Genomic DNA, 18,623 nt, shown 5'->3' on the forward strand with positions numbered 1-18,623 from the left:
GGCGGATGGGGAATCGCTCTCGGCGACGGGAAGGGGAGGAATCAGGAACGATCGGCGTCGGGAGCCTGTTGGCGATCGACCGCGTCGCGGGGCGATCGGTCGCGGCGCGTCGCGGCGCGTCGCCGCTTGCTCGCTCGATGGGTCCAGGATACCCGAAGCGGGAGCGGGCGGCAGCGTCCGAACCGGGGTCAGTCGTCGGCCTGCCCGCCCTCGGGGGGAATGGTGATCAGGCCTCGATCGGTGCCGAGCCGGACCGGCTTGCCGTCGAGCTCGGCGACAGCCTCCCGGAAGGCGCGAGGGGTGCGGATGGGCCTCCCCTCGACGCTGGAGATGATCGACCCGGCCCGGAGCCCGGCCGCCTCGGCCGGAGTCTCCGGGGAGACCTCGATCACCGCGACGCCGCCCCGGGCCATCGCCAGCAGCAGGTCCTCCCGGGGGGAGGCGACGCTCGCGTAGTCGACTCGGAGGCCCCGCCAGGGTTCGGGGAGATTGGTGGCGATCACCTCGCCGACGACCGGGAACTTCGAGAGCACAACCTCCTTGGTCAGGACCTCGTTGCCTCGTCGGATCGTCAGGACCGCCGGCTCGCCGACGGGCAGCGGGTTGACGGCCCGGACCAGGCCGTCGAAGTCCGAGACGGGCTGGTCGTTGACCCGGATGATCTGATCGCCCTGGAGCAGCCCCCCCTCGCCGGCGGGGGTCCCGGGCTGGACCTCCAGCACGACGTTCGAGGCCCCTCCGTTGCGATCGAGCGAGATTCCGAGGAAGCCGTACTCGACCTCTCTCCCCTCGATCAGGGCGTCCAGGGCGTGTCGGCCGAGTTCGTCCATGGGCATGGCGTAGCCGGCTCGGGGGTCGTAGCCGACGACGTTGGCCGAGGCGGTGGTGATCGCGATGAGCTCTCCCTTGAGGTTCACGACGGCGCCGCCGCTCATCCCGAGGTTGAGTTTCGAGTCGAGCTGGAAGAGCGTGGAGAAGTGCTGGAGCTGGGTCGCCTCGAGCTGGCCGAACTCATTGGGGGGGGGGATCAGGCGTCGGGCCGTGTTGGCGAGGATGCCGAAGCTGGCCGAGGCCCGGCCGTCCCGGGAGGCGTTGTGCGTGTTCCCCAGCGCCACGAGGAAGGTGCCAGGGCGGAGGCCGGAGGCGTCTCCGATCGGGATGGGCCTGAGCCCCGGAGCGCCGGGGATCTTGGCGACCGGCACGACCGGGGCGATGACCGCCAGGTCGCTCCTCGGGTCGGCGGCGAGGATCTCGGCCTCGATCGGGTCCAGGCCCGAGGCCCGGATGAAGAGGCGGGCGGCCCCCTCGACGACGTGATAGGCCGTCAGGATCTGCCCGTCCTCGCCGACCACGACGCCGGAGCCGAAGTCGAAGGAGGGGTAGTCGATGCTTTCCGGCCCGACGGCCCGGAGGCCGAAGGCGTCGATGACAACGCCCTGAGTGCGGGGGTCGCCGACGGCCTGCGTCCGGTCCCGGCCCCGGACGGCGAGCGTGGTGCCGTTCTCGGAGCGGATGCGGTCGATGGTGACGACGGAGGGGCGGGTCGCCTCGATCGCGTCGGTGACGGCCCGCTCCAGGGCGGAAACCACGTCCAACGGCTCCAGGCCGTCGTCGGCCGGGCCGGCCGCCGCGAGGATCGCGAGCATCACGGGGGGGAGCAGGTGGGTCATCGTGCGGTCCGGGTCGGCAGGGGGTCCGGGGCTCGATCGAGCGGCGCTACGGGGAGGGCGACCTCACCATTCTCCCCGAGCGATCCGGGATCCACAAGACGACCGGAGGCCGCCCTCGCCCGATGACGAGGGCGCCCGGCAAAGGGCCGATCAACTGTCCTCGAACGCGTCCTCCTCCTCGTCGGCCAGCTCTCCGTTGCTGCCAACGGAGGCGAAGTGATCGTCCCCGGCGCCACGCTTGGCCAGGATCTTCGCGGTGATCTCGTCGGCCAGCAGCGGATTATCCCGGAGGAACTGCTTGGCGTTCTCACGCCCCTGGCCGAGCCGGATGTCGCCGTAGTTGAACCAGGAGCCGGACTTCTCGACGATCTTGTCGGCGATCGCCAGGTCCATCAGGTCCCCCTCTCGACTGATGCCGTGGTCGTACATCATGTCGAACTCGCAGACGCGGAAGGGGGGGGCCACCTTGTTCTTGACCACCTTCACCTTCACTCGGCTGCCGACGACGTCCTCGCCGTCCTTCACCGAGCCGATCCGGCGGACGTCGATTCGGCAGGAGCTGTAGAACTTCAACGCCCGGCCCCCCGGCGTCGTCTCGGGGCTGCCGAACATGACGCCGATCTTCTCCCGGATCTGGTTGATGAAGATCAGGACGCACTTCGACCGCGAGACGGCCCCCGTCAGCTTCCGGAGCGCCTGGCTCATCAACCGGGCCTGGACGCCAACGAAACTGTCGCCGATCTCCCCCTCGATCTCGGCCTTGGGCACGAGGGCGGCGACCGAGTCGACCACGATCACGTCCAGGGCGTTGGACATGACCAGCATCTCGGCGACCTGCAACGCCTCCTCGGCCGAACTGGGCTGGTTGATCAGCAGGTTCTCAATGTCGACGCCCAGCTTCTTGCACCACGACGGGTCGAGCGCGTGCTCGGCGTCGATCACCGCCGCGACCCCTCCCTCCTTCTGGGCGCTGGCCACGCTGTGCAGGGCGATTGTTGTCTTGCCGCTCGACTCCGGCCCGAACAGCTCGATGATTCGGCCGCGCGGCAGGCCCTTGCCCCCCAGGGCGAGGTCGAGCGACAGGGCCCCGGTCGAGATCCCCTCGACATTCAGGTGGCTCTGCTCGCCCAGCTTCATGATCGCGCCGGCGCCGAAGGTCTTCTCAATCTGGCTGAGCGTGGTGTTCAGCGCCTTCTGCTCGGCGGATGCCGACGACGCCTTCGTCTCCGCCGCCGCACTCGCACTCGACTTCCGGGCCACGGCAACGCCTCCCCTCGGGACCACTTCGGGCCTCGTTCCTGTACGCAAGCACACTAGTCTAACGCATTGCCGAGGGCGGAGTCAAGGCGATGATCCGGTCGGGCCCAGCCCCGCCGATCTCAGGACGGTGTGGTTCGGCCCTCTCGGGGTGAGCACCGAGGCCATCAACTCGGCCGAAGCGACTGGCAGCGGGCCGGCCTTCCAATCGCGATGGCGGGAGCAGATCGTCTCCAGATCGGGGCTCGGGCCTCGGCCGGGCTTCGCCCGAGCGAGGGTGACGTGGGGATGGAAGCGATCGTCGGCGGGGGGGTGGCCGGCGCTGCTGGCGGCCCGGACGACGGCCCGGCGGAGGCCGTCGAGGTGGGGGAGGAACTCGCCGATGACTCCTGCCCAGAGGACCCGGGCGCGTCGGGGAGAGGGGAAGGCGCCGAGGCCCTGGACAAGAATCTCGAAGGGGTGCACGCCGGAGAGCTCCTTGACCAGAGCGTCGCCGATCTGGTCGAGGTCGCGGGTGGGCACGTCGCCGAGGAAGGCGATCGTGAGGTGGAGCTGAGCCGAGGAGGTCCATGAGAGGCCGGGCAGCTCGCCCCGAAGCGCGCCTTGCAGGCGTTCGAGGGCGAGCCGAGTCGGCTCGGGAAGGGCGACGGCGATGAATGCTCGGGTCATGCCGGCCATCGGTCGCCTCGATCCGGGAGGGGCCTGAATCGGGATCACCCCGAGACGGCGTGGCCGTCGAGTAGGGCGTCGACCTCGTCGGACGGGCCGAAGTTGGCCCGATAGCGTTGCACGAACTGCTCGATCGTGTAGGAGTGTTCTTGCGGCCCCATGCGCTCGACGGCATGGACGGCCGCCAGTGCGGCGATTCTTCCGGCGGTTTCCCAGGAGAAACCACGGGCCATCCCGGTGATGAGCCCGGCTCGGAAGGCGTCGCCGGCGCCGGTGGGGTCGACGACCTGCTCGGGCTTGGCGGCTGGGATCTCGTAGGTCGTGCCGTCGGCCACGATGGTGGCGCCGGCCTCTCCTCGGGTGACGACGGTGATCGGCACTCGGTCGTGCAGCTCCCCTTCGGCGACGCCGAGCTTCTCGGCCATCATGCCGAACTCGTAGTCGTTCCCGATGAGGATCTTGGCCCCCTTGCAGCCTTCCTCGAACTCCTCCTTGGACATGCGGGGGAGCTGCATCGAGGGGTCATACAGGTAGGGGATGCCGCGCTCGGTGCACTCGGCGGCGTATCGAGCCATCGCCTTCGGGTCGTTCGGGGCGATGACGACGAGGTCCCGCGGCGAGGCCCCCACGTCGACCGGGGAGACCGAGGCGGCGTGCGACATCGCCCCGGGGTAGAAGGCGGTGATCTGGTTATCCTGCAAGTCGTTGTTGATGAAGCAGGAGGAGGTGAACTCGCCGGAAATCGGACGGATGCCGGAGAGGTCGACGCCGTGCCGCTCCAGCCACTGGCGGTACTCGCCGAAGTCCTCGCCGACGGCGCCGACGAGCACGGGGCGGTTCCCCAGCAGAGCGAGGTTGAACGCGATATTCGCCCCGGTGCCGCCGCGCTGGCGCTTCAGGGAGTCCACCAGGAAGGACACGCTCAGGACGTGCATCTTCTCCGGGAGAATATGTTCCCGGAACTTCCCGGGGAAGACCATGATGTAGTCGTAGGCGATCGACCCGGTGACGAACGTTCGCATGGGATCCGGAATTCCTCGGGGCGTCGTGTCGGAGCGGAGCGGTCAGAACGGGAACGGTTGGATGACAGGGGACACGTTGGCGAGCCATCGCTTGAGCCCGGCGGAGGGGGTGGGGCTGTCCTCGTTCTCATCCGCAACGAGCCCGTCGGGCAGGAGGACGACGCCGAGGCGAAGGCCCTCGTCGAGGAGCCGCTTCCCCTCGAACGATGAGAGTTCGAGGGATTGGGGCCGACCTTCCGAATCTCGGTAGGAGACGAGGAGAGGAGCCTCCTCCGAGGCGAGGGCGTCGAGCGTCAGCCGGCCGCCGTCGGCCAGGGTCGGGACCGAGCGCTGGCGATCAGGAGTTCCGACCGACAGGGCACGGATCGGATGGCCGGTTCGATTCTCAATGACGACCTGGACCCGAGGCCCTCGCCAGATCCGAAGACCCGACTCCAGGGCGATCAGAACGAAGAGGAGGGCGAGCGGGAGAACCCATCGGCTTCGCATCGGTCGCCTCGCGGCCTGGGGCCGGATCGGCCTCGGGGGCGGTGACTCACTCTCACGATGAGGACTCGGCGAGCATCCTTCGGGTCTGCGCGATCCTCCGGATGCAGGACTCCCGGCCCAGGATCACCAGGCAATCGTACAGACCGGGGCCGACTCCCTGGCCGGTCGTGGCCACTCGGACGGCGTTGACCACCTTGCCGATCCCCTCCCCCCGGGACTCGGCGTAGGACTTGATCCGGTCCTCCAGCGTTGCCAAGTCGAACGGCTCGACCTCGGCGAGCAGCGCCTCGATGTCGGCGAGGATCTCGGGGACCCCCTCCTTCTTCAGCCGCTTCTTCACCGCGTCGGGATCGTAGGTCAGCTCCTCGGTAAAGAAGTAGCGCGCGAGCTTGACGATGTCGGAGGCGAGCTTGAGCCGGTCGCCGAGCGCCTCGATGACGGCCTTGAAGCGGTCGGCCTCCGCGTCGGAGACTTCGGCGGGTTCCCGCAGGAAGGGGAGGATCTCCTGGTCCTCGGCCGACGCCGGGTACTCCTTGCGGTCCTTGCGGCCGCGATCGTAGGCGGTCCAGGCGTCGGCGTGATGGATGTAAGGGGCGGTGAGCCGGACCTTGCGGTCGAGGTCGGCGGTCTTCATCCACTCGCCCTGGATCCAGTAGAGCTTGTCGGGGTCGTGGCTGGCGGGAGAGCTGTTCACGCGGTCGAGCGTGAACTTCTCGATCAGCTCGGCTTTCGAGAAGATCTCGGAGGAATCATCGTAACTCCAGCCGAGGCGGGCGAGGTAGTTGAGCATCCCCTCCGGCAGATAGCCGTCGTTGATGAACTCGTGCAGCCCGACGGCGCCGTCTCGCTTCGACAGTTTCTTCTTCGACCCGGGGGCGGCCACATAGGGGACGTGGGCGAAGGTTGGCAGCGGGTAGCCGAGCGCCTCGAAGAGGAGGAGCTGGGGGAAGGTGTTCGAGAGGTGCTCCTCGGCCCGGACGACGTGGGTGATCCGCATCTCCGCGTCGTCGACGACCGACGCGAAGTTGTACAGTGGAGAGCCGTCGGGACGGACGATGACGAAGTCGGACACCTCGTCGGTTTTCATCTCGACGCGGCCCTTGATCTGGTCGTCGAGGACCAGCGTGCGGCCGGGGGGGACCTCGAAGCGGAGGGCGAAGGGGCGGCCCTCGGCCTCGTACTGGGAGAGCTGGGCGTTCGTCAGGGGCTTGCGGCGGAAGCGATAGGCCCGCTTCTCGGCCTCGGCGGCGGCCTTGTCGGCGGCGCGTTCGGCCTCGGTGGAGTAGTCTCGGTACACGACGCCGGCGGCCATGAGCTTCTGGACGGCGTCCTGATAGAGCTGGCCGCGTTGCGACTGGAAGTACGGCCCGTGCTCGCCGCCGACCTCGGGACCTTCGTCCCAGTCCATGCCCAGCCAGCGGAAGCCGTCGAGGATGAGCGAGACGGCCCGATCGACGTGACGCTGCTGGTCCGTGTCGTCGATCCGGAGGATGAACCGGCCGCCGTGGTGCCGGGCGAGCAGCCAGTTGAACAGGGCCGTGCGGACCCCTCCGATGTGAAGGAAGCCGGTCGGGCTGGGAGCGAATCGGGTCCGGACGCTCATGGAGGGCCGTGCTGCGCTGCGGGATCGGAACAAGGCTGGGGATCGTCAACGCGACGAAGGTAGGCACCAACTTAGGGTTGCGGCCGTCGCCTTGTCAACCGCGACCGAGCCCTCACCCAGTTGTTGCCGAGCCCTCGCCCCGAGGCCATAATGGCGCTCCTCCCGTCCCCCGCCATCCAACACCCACCGCCCGACCGCACGAGGCTCCGATGCGACTGGCCTTCAGCACCAACGCCTACATGCGCTTCCCGTTCGAGGAGGCCGCCGATCGGATCGCCGCGATCGGTTACGAGGGGCTGGAGCTGATGGCCGACGTTCCCCACGCCTGGCCCGCCGGGCTTCTGGACGGGCCCAAGCGGTCGATCCGGTCGGCCATGGAACGCAACGGGCTCCGCTTCTCCAACGTCAACGCGTTCATGATGAACGCCATTGCCGACTACCGGCAGCCGTACTGGCATCCCTCGTTCATCGAGCCCGACGAAGGCTACCGGCGCGTCCGAATCGACCATACCCGCAGGGCGCTCGACCTCTGCGCCGAGTTGGGAGCGCCGCACATCACCACCGAGCCGGGAGGGCCGATCGCCCCGGGGCAGTCTCGTCAGGAGGCGATCGACCTGTTCGTCGAGGTGCTCAAGCCGCTGGCCGATCACGCCGCCGATCGGGGGGTGCTGCTGCTGATCGAGCCCGAGCCGGGGCTCTTGCTGGAGACGACCGACCAGTATCTCGAAGTGGCCGATCGGGTGGGATCGCCGGCCCTGGGCCTGAACTTCGACGTCGGTCATGCCTTCTGCATGGGAGAGGATCTGCCCGTCCAGATCGCCAAGCTCGCTCCCCTGACGCGGCATTACCACGTCGAGGACATCGCCGAGACGAGGGTCCACCACCACCTCGTCCCCGGGACCGGCGTTATCGACTTCGGGGAGGTCTTTGAGGCGATCCGGGGGACCGGCTACGACGGCTGGGTCACGGTTGAGCTCTATCCCTTCGTCGACGACCCCGACGCCGCCGCCCGAGCGGCCCTCGATCGGTTGCGTCCGCTCGTCTCGGCTCGATCCGAGGTCTGATCCTCCTCGTCGCTCAACGGTTGAGTGTCGAGCCTCGGTCCCTTGCCGACGGATGACGGCCCTCGATCGCCGGCCGATCGGCCCTCCGGGGGCCGTTGGCCTTCGGAGTTCGGACGACCTCCCCTGCCCGGCCCCTTCCCATGCGACTGAAGCCGTATCTGCAACTCGTCCGCCTCCCCAACGTCTTCACCGCCGCGGCCGACAGCCTGAGCGGCTTCCTGATCGTCGGGGGAGCGCTGGCGGATGTCGGTCGCTGGCTCCCCCTGGCGGTCGCCTCGATGGCGATCTACGCGGCGGGGATCGCGCTGAACGACGTCTTCGACCTGGAGCTCGACCGGATCGAGCGCCCCGGACGCCCCTTGCCCTCGGGACGGGTCTCGGTGCGGTTCGCGAAGGTGCTCTCGGCGGTCCTGCTGGGGGCCGGGCTGGCCTCGGCGTCGGTTTCGGGGATGACCCCGGCCGTCGTCGCGCTGGTGCTGGTCGTGAGCGTCGTCTCGTATGATGCGGGCATCCGCCGATCAGTGCTGGGACCCGAGCTGATGGGGGCCTGCCGAGGGCTGAACGTGCTGCTGGGGATGAGCCTTGCGCCCGGCTTCGGGGGGCCGGCGGCCTGGGCGGTGGCGGTCGGCATCGCGGTCTTCATCGTGGGCGTGACCTGGATCAGCCGATTTGAGACGGAGGTCGGCCGCCGGGCCGCTCCGGCCGCGGGGATCGTGCTCCAGGGGCTCGGGGTGGGGATGCTCGCCGGGGCGGGGCTCGCCGGCCGGGCCGATCCCGGGCTCCACCCCCAGGGAGGAATCCTCCCGGCGCTGCCTGGCCTGATCGTCCTGCTCCTGGCCGCGGGGCGGGTCGCCCGGGAGAGCGGGAGGGCGGTCTGGGATCCCCGGCCGGAGACGCTCCAGCGGGCGGTCAAGGCCGGTGTCCTCTCCCTGATCTGGTTGCACGTGGGGGTGGTGGCCTGCGTGCGAGGCCCGGTCGAGGCGATGGCGGTGGCGGTGCTGTGGCTTCCCTCGGCGATCGCGGCCCGATGGATCGACTCAACCTGACGAGCGGCGGAGGGTTGAGGCCGCGAGGCGCTCTCTCCTGGCCCGGAATTCGCTCGGGGGCGGGTGAAGCTCCTCCCGGTCGTCGTCCATAATGAGAGTGCGGGAGGCTATCTTCGGACCCGCGCCTCGACTCGAGTGTTGGCGAGGTGGGGGCGGATGCGGGCTGTGATCGAGGCCGAGGGACCGATGCCCCGAACCGTTGTGCTGCTGACGATTCCCCAGCTCCGGTGCCGGGACGTGACGCCCGGGGGGCTCGGGTCACTGGAACGGCTATCGTCAAAGGGGGCGATGATCCCGGTCATTCCGCCGTTCCCTGGACTGGCGGCCTCGGCCTTCGCGTCGCTCATGACCGGCCTGCCTCCCCGGGAACACGGGCTGATCGGGAACACCTACTTCGATCGCCAGTCGCGGCGGGTCATGACCGCCCCCCTGCCCGATTCCGTCGTGGACGGCCGGAAGCTCTGGCACCTCGCCCGGGAGGCCCGCCCCGGCGCCCGGGTGCTCCTCTGGTTCGCCCCGAATTCCCGGGGGGCCGAGGTCGACCTGGATGCCTGGCTGGAGGGACCGGGAGCGCTGGCCACGGCTCCCGAGGGGCTGGGAGGGCGGCTGGTCTCCCGGTTCGGTCCCTTTCCCCAGGAAGGAGAGCCGGACGACGCCCCCCTGCCCTATCTGTCCTCGACCTCCTGGATCCTCCGGAGCGCGGCGGAAACGATCCGAGAGGAGCGGCCCGACCTGGCGATCGTCCGGGTGCCGTATCTCGGCCAGGTTGCCCGCCGCTTCGGCCCCGACGGCCGGCACGCCGGCCAAGCGGTCCCAGCGCTCGACGGCCTGCTCCGGGAGTTCCTGCGGTCCCTCCCGGAGGACTCGGCGGTCGTGGCGGTCTCGGAGTCGATCGTCACCCCGGTGATCGATCCGGTCTATCCGAACCGAGTGCTTCGGGAGCTGAGCCTGCTGGAGACGGTCCCCCTGCCCTCCGGCGGCCTTGGTGTGGACCTCGACGAATCCGCCGCCTTCGCCCTGGCCGACCACCAGCTCTGCCACATCTACCTCAACGACCCGGCCGCCGCCGGCCTGATCTCGGCCGTCTTCGCCGGGGAGCGGAGCGAGGGGGTCTTCCTCGTCGTCTCTACCGACGAGCAACGCCGGCTGCTCGGCCTGGATCACCCCCGAGCCGGCGACATCGTGCTCGTCTCCTGCCCCGACTCCTGGTTTGCCCCCGACTGGTGGGACGCGACCGGGGGACGCCCCGAGGTCGAGACCGAGTCGGCCCTGCCGGTCGGCACCGGCTCCGGCTCGAGCCTCGACCCGGACCACGTTCGAGGCTCCCTCGGCGCACCTCCTCCGAACGACTTGTATATCGGTGTCCTGATCTGTTCCGAGTGCGGCCGGCTCTCCCAGGACGGGGAGCAGCCCGTGGATAGCGCGGAGGTTGTCCGAGTCATCCTCGACCTGCTTCGGACAACCTGAACCCCTCCTCGGTGACGGCGACCGGGATCGAGACGACCCCGGCCGCTCCTCCCAACCGATCGATCCTCCGAGAGCGCCGGGCTCCGGCTCTGGGACGGGGGATCGAGGAGCGTCCTTGCTCCTCGCCCAGTCCGAGTCCGAGGTCACACCGCCGACGGTTCCTCGGAGGTGGGCCGGGGCGAGTAGGAGAACCTCGGGCACTGGGAGAAGAAGGCGAGCGGATTGTCGTAGACGATGGTCTTGATGGTGGCCTCGTCGTGGCCCCGGGCGCGCATCTCGAAGATGAACTCGGGGACGGCGAGGGGGTCGCTGTGGCCCCAGTCGCCGGCCGAGTTGACGAGGATCCGCTCGGTGCCATACGCCTCGATCATGTCGGCGGCTCGGGCGGGAGTGCACTTGGTTGTGGGGTAGAGGGTCATGCCGACCCAGTGGCCGGCATCGAGCGCGGCCCGGATCGTATGCTCCTCGACGTGATCGATGCAGACCCGCTCCGGCGCGATCGCGTCGCGGTACTCCCGGACCATGTCCAGGATCATCCGGGTCCCCTTGTACTTGTCGACCAGGTGCGGTGTGTGGACCAGCACCAGTTCGTCCAGCTTCGCCGCGAGTTCCAGGTGCTCGAGGAAGACGGTCGCCTCGTTCGCCGTGTTCTTGTTCAGGCCGATCTCGCCGATCCCGAGCACCTCGGGGTTGTCGATGAACTCGGGGATCATCGCGATCACGGCTCGGGCGAGCTCGACGTCCTCGGCTTCCTTGGCGTTGATGCAGAGCCAGGTCCGGTGCTCGATCCCGTGCGCCAGCGATCGCCTCCGCTCGAAGCCGGTGAGCTGGCGGAAGTAGTCCCGGAACCCCTCCGGCCCCGAGCGGTCGAACCCCGCCCAGAAGGCAGGCTCGCTGACGAGGACGCAACCGGCCAGGGCCATCCGCTTGTAGTCATCGGTGGTCCGGCTGACCATGTGGATGTGCGGGTCGATGTAGTCCATGACGCACCTCTGGACCGGGACTGGGGACGGGGCCGATCGTCCCATTCTAGCCCGGGCTGGTCGGCCGATCACGCCGGTTCCCCTCGGGTCATCCCTTGAAGAGGACGAGGAGCATCACGGTCGGTTCCTCGGCCCGGATGGCGTGGGCGAGCCCGGCGGGCATGTGGACGAAGGTGCCTGGCCCCGCCTCCTTCGACGCGATGCCGAGCCGAACCGTCGCCCGGCCGGAGAGGAACCGCAAGGCGGCGGGCATCGTCGCGGTGTGCTCGGAGGGCTCCTGGCCGGGGCCGAAGCCGAAGAGGACGAACTTCGACCGCTCATCCTGGTGGATCGTCCGGCTGAGGATGCCGTCGGCCGGCGGTTCGGCCTCCTGGAGGAGGTCGGCAAGGAAGGTGAACGTGGCTCCCATCGGTCGCTTCTCCTGCCCGATCAGCCCGGGGCTCGGGCGGCGATTGTCCCCAGGTCGACGAGCTCGGCCCGGTCCATCGCTCGGGAGACGAGGTCGCAGATCAGCTCGATCGCGCGGAACTCGGGGTCCTCGACGAGCAAGCAAGACGGGTGCCCGAGGAAGTCGAAGGCCGCCCCGTGGTCGATCGCCCACGAGACGCAGCGCCGGATCGATTCGAGAAAGGCGTCGAGCGGCCATCGGCTCGTCCGGAAGGCCCCCACGTCGCTGATCGGGCTCATCGGCACCTCGACCAGCCCGGTCGGGTAGACGTACGGCTGCGCCTCGGCCTGGGCCGTGACGATCGCGTCGAGGACGTCGTCGCCGGGGGGCGTGCCCGGCTCGGTCGAGGGGTGGCGGGGGTACTTGCTGCTCACCCAGCGATATCCGAGGTCGAGGAGCATTCGCTGAACGTCGGGGCGGTCGGCCAGTCCGGAATGGAATCCGCCGGGGGTCCGGAAGCCGGCCGGCTCGATCCCGAGGCGGACGCGCAAGGCGCGGTCGGCCAGCCGGACGTTCTCGGCGATCACCTCCGAGGGCGACTTCCCCTCGATCAGCCAGGGTGCTCGCTCGAACCGGAACTGGATCGACCCCGGATCGGTCGCGAGGACGTTCACGTGGTCGTACGAGTGGTTCCCGATCGGATGTCCCGCCTCGGCGATCTCCGCCAGCCAGCCGACGTCTTCCTGCTCCATCGTCCGGCCGAGGGCGAAGAAGTGGATCCGGCCTCCCCGGCTCGAGACGCGGCGAGCGGCCTCGGCGGCGTATCGTTTCGTGTCGGCGTCCAGGTTCCCCTTCTCGTAGTCCCAGTGGAACTGGTCCCGGGTCGGGTACTGGCGGCTCATCTCCAGGTCGAGCGAGATGGTGATGAGTGCCTTGCCTTGCTCCGGGAGCGGCGGGGTCCGGGCCAGGACGCCAGGAGCGCAGAGGACGGCGGCGGAGGTCAGGAAGCGCCGGCGGTCGAGGGGGCGTCCGGGCATCGGGGGGCTTCCGTATTCAGTCGGCCTGGGGATCGGGGCGGGGCCGGATCCAGGAGACCTGGGTGATGAACAAATCGAGGGCGGCGAACGAGACGGCGGCGTTGGTCGCCAGGCTCGGCCTCGGGTTGGCGGGGAAGGTGGCGATGGTGGCATCCCCCACGAGGAAGACGTCGAAGTCTTGCCGGAGATTCTCGTACCCGGCGGTGGTCGAGCAGACGCACATGTCCGTGTTATAGCCGGCGAGCAGGACGTGGCGGATGCCGTTCGCCTTGAGGAAGTCTCGGAGCGGCCCGTAGCCCTCGCCGTCGTAGGCGACCACGTCCTCGGGGTGGACGGCGATCGGGGACATGACCGGGATCGGCAGCTTCCAGAACCCGGGAGGGTCGAAGGCCGGGCCGGCGTCGAGCCCCGGGAATCGCCCGAGATAGCCGATGGTGGGCGTCTCGGTCGAAACCTCGATCACGGCCGGCAGCGCCCCGCCCCGGTAGGAGAAGGAGCGGAGCTTCGCCTCGAGCTCAAGCCGGCCCTCGGCCCGCTCCTCGGGGGTCGGGGTCCTCCGGATCGATCGGTAGAGCTTCCCTCGGATCGGGTCCTCCGTGCCGGGCAGGCTGTAGACGACCAGCCCGACGCGGTCGCGCAGGGATCTCAGGAACGGATCAACGACCTCGCTCGCGTGATCGAGGACGATGCCGTTCTTGACCGGCGTGCACTGGAAGGCGGCCCCGGCGGGCTCGGGGGTGGTCCAGCCCTGGCCGTCGTCGATCCCCCAGGGGTGGACGACGACGATCGCCGTCCGGTCCGCCCGGAGGCGGTTCGGAACCTCGATGATTCCCCGGGCGTTGTACGAGAACCGCCAGGCCCGGACGTCCAGGTCGGCGCCGGGGTCGTCGACCAGGATGGGAGCCTCGAAGCGGGCCGTCTCGGTAATCGGGGCGACGAACTCGGGGTGGTCGGCCAGGATGGGAGCGGGGTCGGGGATGGGGGTCAGTCGGTTCTCGTAGGGGCGAGTTCCGCCCGAGGGGTCGTCCGTCGCGGCGATGACGAGGGCGGGGGCCAGGCAGGAGAGCACCGCGCACGCCGCCCGGATCGTGGTCATTCGCATGAGTTGGCTCCGAATGGTCCCGAGGGGCCGAGTCGAATCGGCCGTCGTCATCCGCCGGGCGGCCTCCTCCGGGGGGTAGCCCTGCCCGAGGCCCGGGGAGGCAACTCCTCCCAGAGCCAGGCCAGCCAGGGCGCCGGCGCATCCCAGGGGAAACCGTCGAGTGAGCGTCATGGTCGATGATCCTGGACGAGGCGCTTGGTTCGGCAGATCGTAACGCGGTCGATTTCACCGTGCCACGATCCGTCGCCGTCGGGGTCGGCCCGACCGGCCCGACCGCGCTGGCCCGGGTGCTTTCGACGCCTCGGCCGTTCCTCGCCGGGGAGGGCTCGGGGTAAGCTCGGTGCTTCCCGGAGCGGTGCGATTCGTCCTGGCGTCGAGAAGGGACCCGACCCATGCCCAAGGATTTCGTGCTCACCCTGACTGGCCCCGACCGGATCGGCCTCGTCGAGGAGCTGACCCGCCTGCTCTTCGAGCTGGGGGGCAACGTCGAGGCCAGCCGGATGGCCCGGCTGGGCGGGGAGTTCGCGGTGCTGATGCTCGTCTCGGTGCCCGAGGAGCAGTCCGCGGGCCTGGATCACCGCCTCGACGAGCTGTTCCTGGAAGGCTACCGGATCACCCTCTCCGCCACCCAGCGACCCTTTCCCGGAGAGCGCCCGGACTGGCTCCCCTTCCGGATCGAGGTCGAGGGGGCCGACGACGAGGGGATCATCCACCGCGTGGCCCGGCACCTGTCCCAGCAAGGCATCAGCATCGAGGAGATGGAAACCGAAACGACGTCCGCCCCCTTCGGCGGCGCCCCTTTGTTCAACATGGTGGCCCGGGTGGTCGTCCCCCCCGAGCTAGCCGATCGCCCCTGGCAGGAGGGCCTCGCCGCCATCGGCCGCGAGATGAACCTGGAGATCCGGGTCTTCCCGGCCCCGGAGGACTGAACCGAGCGGGCCCGAGATCGCCCGAGAGGGAGGAGATCTCGGGCCGCTCCCAGTCATGCTCCGGAGCGTCAAGTCACTTGGTGTAGCCCCGGACGAAGCCGATGCATTGGGCGACCGCCGGCACATTGTTCTCCCAGTCGTGCTCGTACTCGATCGAGAGATTGCCGGCGAACCCTTGCGCCTTCAGCTCGTCGAGCACGGCGGGGATGTCGCAGACTCCGGTGCCGAACGGGACGTCGTGAGCCCCGGGGCCCATCCGGTTCAGATCCTTGAGATGTGAGCTGATGATCCGACCCTTGAGGATCTTCAGGCAGTCGACCGGCTTCAGGCCCGATCGGGCCCAGTGGCCCGTGTCGGCGCAGGCCCCCAGCAGCGGCGACCGGCCCTCGACGAGCGAGGCGATGTAGTTGGGGTCCCAGACCTTGTAGCTCGGATCGTCCGGCCTCCTTGGGTGGTTGTGGAAGGCGACGGCGATGCCGTACTCCTCGGCCAGGCGCTCGAGCACGTCGATCGCGTCGACCGACTCGGTCGTGATCGCCCGCAGCCCCATCGCCCGGGCGAACTCGAAGACCTTGCGGGCGCCGGCCTCGTCGTTCGGTACGCCGACGACGCCGTAGTTCACCGCCCGGAGGCCATGCTCATCGAGCTTTGACTTCAGCGCGTCGATCACCTCCGCCGGAGCGTCATGGCCGACCGTCAGGTCTCGGCGATCGGGGCTGAGGGCCTGGCCGGGGTAGAACTCGATCACCTTGCCGCCGGCCTGGGCCGTCTTCTCGATCGCCTCGAACGCGGTGAAGCGGTTGAACGTGTAAGCCTGGCAGCCGATGGCGAAGCCGCCGATCTTCGACTCCTCGGGGATCGCCACCTGGGCGGTTACCGCCGGGGCCATCGCCAGAACGACCGCCGGCACCAGCAGCCATCGGTATCGCGTCGCGTTGCAGCTCATCCTCGGTTCACTCCGTTCGGGGGTTTGGGGGCGGAATCGCCCCGACGGTCCCGGAGAGGCGGGGCCGACTGGGGCGATTGTCCCGAGGAGTGGGGCCTGATGCCACCGGGTCGTCGGGGAGGTCGCCTCCCGAGACGCCTCGGCGACCTCGAGGAGGCCGAGGAAGCGGGACGCGCTCGGATCGTCTCCCTCGCGGCGTCGAGCGTCCCCTTTCTTCCCGGCGGCGATCGTGTGTACACTTGGTGAGGAGGGGGACCATCAGCGACGGAGGGCGCCCGATGATCGTCGTGATCGCCGAGAAGCCGTCGGTCGCCCGGGAGCTTGCCGCGTTCCTCGGCGCCTCGAGCCGGAGGGAAGGCTACCTTGAAGGCAACGGCCACCAGGTCACCTGGGCGCTCGGGCACCTGGCGACCCTGATGGAGCCGGAGGATTACGACCCGACCCTGAAGACGTGGTCCCTCGACCGCCTGCCGATCATCCCCGAGCGGTTCGAGCTGAAGCCGATGACCGAGAAGGGGGCGGGCAAGCAACTGGCGGTGGTGCGGAGGCTGCTCCGGGAGGCCGACGAGATCATCGTCGCCACCGACGCCGGGAGGGAGGGGGAGCTGATCGCCCGATCCATCCTGGAGCTGACCGGAACGACGCGCAAGCCCGCCCGCCGGCTCTGGCTCAGCTCACTGACTCGGGAGGCGATCCGGGAGGCATTCGCCCGGCTCCGGCCGCTCTCGGACTACGATCACCTCTACGAGGCGGCGCGGTGCCGCAGCGAGGCCGACTGGCTCGTCGGCCTGAACGCCACCCGCTACGAAACCGTCCGCCAGCGGTCAACCGGCGTGCTTTGGAGCGTCGGCCGGGTCCAGACTCCGGTACTCGCTCTGATCGTCCGCCGAGACGAGGAGATCCGCACCTTTCGGCCCGAGCCGTTCTGGGAGCTGACGACCCGATACCGAGGAGTCCTTTTCTCCCATACCGGAGGACGGTTCAAGACCGAGGAGGAGGCCCTGGCCCTGCTCTCCCGAGTCCTCGGCCAGCCGTTCGTCGTCGACAAGGTCGATCGCAAGCGAGAGCGCGTTCTCCCGCCGCAGCTCTACGACCTGACCGAGCTGCAACGCGACATGAACCGCCGCTTCGGCCTCTCGGCCGATGCCACCCTCCAGGCCGCTCAGCAGCTCTACGAGGCGAAGCTGATCAGCTACCCGAGAACCGACTCCCGCCATCTCAGCAACGACCTGAAGCGGAAGATCCCCGGCATCCTCGACGACCTTCGGCCGCGGAAGCCCGATGAGATGGCCGCGCTCGATCTTGGCAACCTCGCCTTTACCCGACGGATCGTCGACGATGGGAAGGTCGGCGACCACCACGCGATCATCCCCACCGGCAAGGCCCCCGGCTCGTTGAACCCGGCGGCCCAAAAGGTGTACGACGCCGTCGTCGTGCGGCTAATCGCGGCCTTTTACCCGCATTGCGAGAAGGAGGTGACGACCGTGCTCGGCTCCTCCGCCAAGGTCCCCTTCCGGGCCCGAGGGGTCCGCGTGCTGGATCCCGGGTGGACGGCCTTGTATCCCCGAAACGGAGAGGACGCGAAGGAGGACGAGCAAGACCTCCCGGAGCTTCTCCCCGGCGAGTCGGGCCCGCACGAGCCGGCCGTCCGGCGCGGGGAGACGTCCCCTCCCCGGCCCTACACCGAGGCGACGCTGCTGGCCGCGATGGAAACCGCCGGCCGGCTCGTCGACGATGAGACGCTGCGCGAGGCCCTCAAGGAGCGCGGGCTCGGCACGCCGGCCACCCGGGCATCGATCATCGAAACCTTGCTCACCCGAGGGTACATCGCCCGGGAGAAGAAGAACCTGGTGGCCACCGACCTCGGCCGGTTTCTCATCGCCAGGGTCCGGGCCCGGGAACTCAAATCCGCCGAGTTGACCGGAGACTGGGAAGCGAAGCTCCGAGAGATCGAACGAGGCCGGCTCGATCCCCGGGGGTTCATGGCGGAGATCGCCCGCTTCACCTCGGCCATCGTCGATGGATCGGGGGACCCCCCGCTCGACCGGGACCAGCTTGGCCCCTGCCCTCGCTGCGGCCTTCCCGTCATCGAGGGGAAGCGGGGATTCGGCTGTTCCGGCTGGAAGGACGGCTGCTCGTTCGTCCTCTGGAGGGAAGTCGAGGGGACCCGGCTCGAAGACGACCAGATCCGGGAGCTGCTCCAGCGTCGGGTCCTCTCCTCCCCCATCCCGACCGCCGACGGAGGAGAGGTCGTCCTCCGGCTCGCCGACTCCGGCGACGTCCTGGCGATCCCCTTCCCCAAGGGAAGGCCGATGCGGAGCCGGGGGAGCTCTCCGGGAACCTCCTCGCGTCGGGCGTCTGGGAAGCGGCGGGCCTCTCCCGCTTCCGACGCCTCGGCCCGGGCCAGGGCCCCGGCCCGTCGGGCGAAGGCCGCCGGGACCCAGTTCGCCGCCGTTCCGGTCGGGCCGTGCCCGAGATGCGGTTCCGAGGTCGTCGAGCAGCCGAAGTCCTGGGGCTGCAGCGCCTGGAAGGACGGCTGTTCCTTCGCCATCTGGAAGGCCATGTCCGGCAAGCGGATCACCGCCCGGATGGCCCGCACCCTCCTCACCAAGGGGCGAACCGCGACGCTCAAAGGGTTCAAGTCGAAGGCCGGCAAGCCGTTCGAGGCCCGGCTCGTCCTCGAGGAGGGCGAGGTCCGCTTCTCGTTCGACCCCTGATCCAGCCGGGGTCGTTCGGGCTGGCTCGGGCCTCGGCCCGAGTCGTCTCGGAGCATTCCCCGCCCGCACGATCCGTTCCGATTCTTCTATCCTGGAGTTCCCGAATCGTCGATGACTTGACTCCTGGAGGTGGGATGGATGGGGTCGACGCGACTCCGGCCTCCCGTCGATCCCGTCGTCCGCCTTCCGCCACAATCGGGATCAGTTGCCGTTGGACGGCGGTCGCATCGAGCC

Annotated in this window: 16 protein-coding genes; 5 read left to right on the top strand and 11 right to left on the bottom strand. The window is 69.3% G+C overall.

The genetic code is table 11. From position 1 onward, the window contains the following. Positions 1-188: 188 nt before the first annotated feature. The 6 genes from TsocGM_RS08565 to gltX form a co-directional block, all read right to left on the bottom strand. Entirely contained in the window at positions 189-1,670 is a 1,482-nt protein-coding gene (locus TsocGM_RS08565; RefSeq protein ID WP_126724890.1) for a trypsin-like peptidase domain-containing protein, read from the bottom strand. A 150-nt stretch (positions 1,671-1,820) separates the two neighbouring features. Further along, entirely contained in the window at positions 1,821-2,930 is a 1,110-nt protein-coding gene (recA, locus tag TsocGM_RS08570; RefSeq protein WP_126724891.1) for a recombinase RecA, read from the bottom strand. Positions 2,931-3,011: 81 nt separating this feature from the next. Then, positions 3,012-3,596 (bottom strand): RNA 2',3'-cyclic phosphodiesterase, encoded by a 585-nt coding sequence (thpR, locus tag TsocGM_RS08575; RefSeq protein WP_158633441.1) that lies wholly within the window; start codon positions 3,594-3,596, stop codon positions 3,012-3,014. Positions 3,597-3,640: 44 nt separating this feature from the next. After that, a complete protein-coding gene (locus TsocGM_RS08580; protein ID WP_126724893.1) occupies positions 3,641-4,618 on the bottom strand; it encodes a carbohydrate kinase family protein in 978 nt (325 codons plus the stop codon). 42 nt (positions 4,619-4,660) lie between these two features. Then, positions 4,661-5,107 carry a hypothetical protein gene (locus tag TsocGM_RS08585; protein WP_126724894.1) on the bottom strand — a complete coding sequence of 149 codons (447 nt, stop codon included), beginning with the start codon at positions 5,105-5,107 and terminating at the stop codon, positions 4,661-4,663. A gap of 52 nt (positions 5,108-5,159) precedes the next feature. Then, complete coding sequence (gene gltX, locus TsocGM_RS08590) at positions 5,160-6,710, bottom strand: glutamate--tRNA ligase (protein WP_126724895.1); 1,551 nt, start codon at positions 6,708-6,710, stop codon at positions 5,160-5,162. Between the two features lie 209 nt (positions 6,711-6,919). Between gltX and TsocGM_RS08595 the strand changes: the two genes are divergently transcribed. From TsocGM_RS08595 to TsocGM_RS08605, 3 genes are all read left to right on the top strand, one after another. Continuing rightward, positions 6,920-7,774 (top strand): sugar phosphate isomerase/epimerase family protein, encoded by an 855-nt coding sequence (locus tag TsocGM_RS08595; RefSeq protein ID WP_126724896.1) that lies wholly within the window; start codon positions 6,920-6,922, stop codon positions 7,772-7,774. 140 nt (positions 7,775-7,914) lie between these two features. Next, entirely contained in the window at positions 7,915-8,820 is a 906-nt protein-coding gene (locus TsocGM_RS08600) for a UbiA family prenyltransferase (protein ID WP_126724897.1), read from the top strand. Positions 8,821-9,006: 186 nt separating this feature from the next. After that, the gene (locus tag TsocGM_RS08605; protein ID WP_158633442.1) at positions 9,007-10,287 is read left to right on the top strand and encodes an alkaline phosphatase family protein; all 1,281 of its coding nucleotides are present in this window, start codon (positions 9,007-9,009) and stop codon (positions 10,285-10,287) included. A gap of 143 nt (positions 10,288-10,430) precedes the next feature. On the opposite strand, the gene TsocGM_RS08610 is transcribed toward TsocGM_RS08605, so the two are convergent. From TsocGM_RS08610 to TsocGM_RS08625, 4 genes are all read right to left on the bottom strand, one after another. Continuing rightward, on the bottom strand, positions 10,431-11,270 hold the full coding sequence (locus tag TsocGM_RS08610; RefSeq protein WP_126724899.1) for a TatD family hydrolase: 840 nt from the start codon (positions 11,268-11,270) through the stop codon (positions 10,431-10,433). Between the two features lie 88 nt (positions 11,271-11,358). Beyond that, positions 11,359-11,679: a cupin domain-containing protein gene (locus tag TsocGM_RS08615; RefSeq protein ID WP_126724900.1), complete on the bottom strand. Its 321-nt coding sequence runs from the start codon at positions 11,677-11,679 to the stop codon at positions 11,359-11,361. Positions 11,680-11,699: 20 nt separating this feature from the next. After that, the gene (locus TsocGM_RS08620) at positions 11,700-12,695 is read right to left on the bottom strand and encodes a polysaccharide deacetylase family protein (protein ID WP_126724901.1); all 996 of its coding nucleotides are present in this window, start codon (positions 12,693-12,695) and stop codon (positions 11,700-11,702) included. A 16-nt stretch (positions 12,696-12,711) separates the two neighbouring features. Continuing rightward, positions 12,712-13,797: an isochorismatase family protein gene (locus tag TsocGM_RS08625; RefSeq protein ID WP_126724902.1), complete on the bottom strand. Its 1,086-nt coding sequence runs from the start codon at positions 13,795-13,797 to the stop codon at positions 12,712-12,714. Positions 13,798-14,189: 392 nt separating this feature from the next. Here TsocGM_RS08625 and TsocGM_RS08630 point away from each other — a divergent pair, with 392 nt between their 5' ends. Further along, a complete protein-coding gene (locus TsocGM_RS08630) occupies positions 14,190-14,726 on the top strand; it encodes a glycine cleavage system protein R (protein ID WP_126724903.1) in 537 nt (178 codons plus the stop codon). Positions 14,727-14,799: 73 nt separating this feature from the next. Here TsocGM_RS08630 and TsocGM_RS08635 read toward each other — a convergent pair whose 3' ends face one another. Beyond that, a complete protein-coding gene (locus TsocGM_RS08635) occupies positions 14,800-15,672 on the bottom strand; it encodes a sugar phosphate isomerase/epimerase family protein (protein ID WP_126724904.1) in 873 nt (290 codons plus the stop codon). A 278-nt stretch (positions 15,673-15,950) separates the two neighbouring features. Here TsocGM_RS08635 and TsocGM_RS08640 point away from each other — a divergent pair, with 278 nt between their 5' ends. Continuing rightward, complete coding sequence (locus TsocGM_RS08640; protein WP_126724905.1) at positions 15,951-18,389, top strand: DNA topoisomerase 3; 2,439 nt, start codon at positions 15,951-15,953, stop codon at positions 18,387-18,389. Positions 18,390-18,623: the final 234 nt, after the last annotated feature.

It is taken from the genome of Tautonia sociabilis (genome assembly GCF_003977685.1).
Classification (GTDB): Bacteria; Planctomycetota; Planctomycetia; order Isosphaerales; family Isosphaeraceae; genus Tautonia; species Tautonia sociabilis.

What these genes read in the sequence shown, in the direction of transcription:
- TsocGM_RS08565 (WP_126724890.1), bottom strand. Translation starts at nt 1,670, where the DNA reads ATGACCCACCTGCTCCCCCCCGTGATGCTCGCGATCCTCGCGGCGGCC.
- thpR (WP_158633441.1), bottom strand. Translation starts at nt 3,596, where the DNA reads ATGACCCGAGCATTCATCGCCGTCGCCCTTCCCGAGCCGACTCGGCTC.
- TsocGM_RS08580 (WP_126724893.1), bottom strand. Translation starts at nt 4,618, where the DNA reads ATGCGAACGTTCGTCACCGGGTCGATCGCCTACGACTACATCATGGTC.
- TsocGM_RS08585 (WP_126724894.1), bottom strand. Translation starts at nt 5,107, where the DNA reads ATGCGAAGCCGATGGGTTCTCCCGCTCGCCCTCCTCTTCGTTCTGATC.
- gltX (WP_126724895.1), bottom strand. Translation starts at nt 6,710, where the DNA reads ATGAGCGTCCGGACCCGATTCGCTCCCAGCCCGACCGGCTTCCTTCAC.
- TsocGM_RS08595 (WP_126724896.1), top strand. Translation starts at nt 6,920, where the DNA reads ATGCGACTGGCCTTCAGCACCAACGCCTACATGCGCTTCCCGTTCGAG.
- TsocGM_RS08600 (WP_126724897.1), top strand. Translation starts at nt 7,915, where the DNA reads ATGCGACTGAAGCCGTATCTGCAACTCGTCCGCCTCCCCAACGTCTTC.
- TsocGM_RS08605 (WP_158633442.1), top strand. Translation starts at nt 9,007, where the DNA reads ATGCCCCGAACCGTTGTGCTGCTGACGATTCCCCAGCTCCGGTGCCGG.
- TsocGM_RS08610 (WP_126724899.1), bottom strand. Translation starts at nt 11,270, where the DNA reads ATGGACTACATCGACCCGCACATCCACATGGTCAGCCGGACCACCGAT.
- TsocGM_RS08615 (WP_126724900.1), bottom strand. Translation starts at nt 11,679, where the DNA reads ATGGGAGCCACGTTCACCTTCCTTGCCGACCTCCTCCAGGAGGCCGAA.
- TsocGM_RS08620 (WP_126724901.1), bottom strand. Translation starts at nt 12,695, where the DNA reads ATGCCCGGACGCCCCCTCGACCGCCGGCGCTTCCTGACCTCCGCCGCC.
- TsocGM_RS08625 (WP_126724902.1), bottom strand. Translation starts at nt 13,797, where the DNA reads ATGCGAATGACCACGATCCGGGCGGCGTGCGCGGTGCTCTCCTGCCTG.
- TsocGM_RS08630 (WP_126724903.1), top strand. Translation starts at nt 14,190, where the DNA reads ATGCCCAAGGATTTCGTGCTCACCCTGACTGGCCCCGACCGGATCGGC.
- TsocGM_RS08635 (WP_126724904.1), bottom strand. Translation starts at nt 15,672, where the DNA reads ATGAGCTGCAACGCGACGCGATACCGATGGCTGCTGGTGCCGGCGGTC.
- TsocGM_RS08640 (WP_126724905.1), top strand. Translation starts at nt 15,951, where the DNA reads ATGATCGTCGTGATCGCCGAGAAGCCGTCGGTCGCCCGGGAGCTTGCC.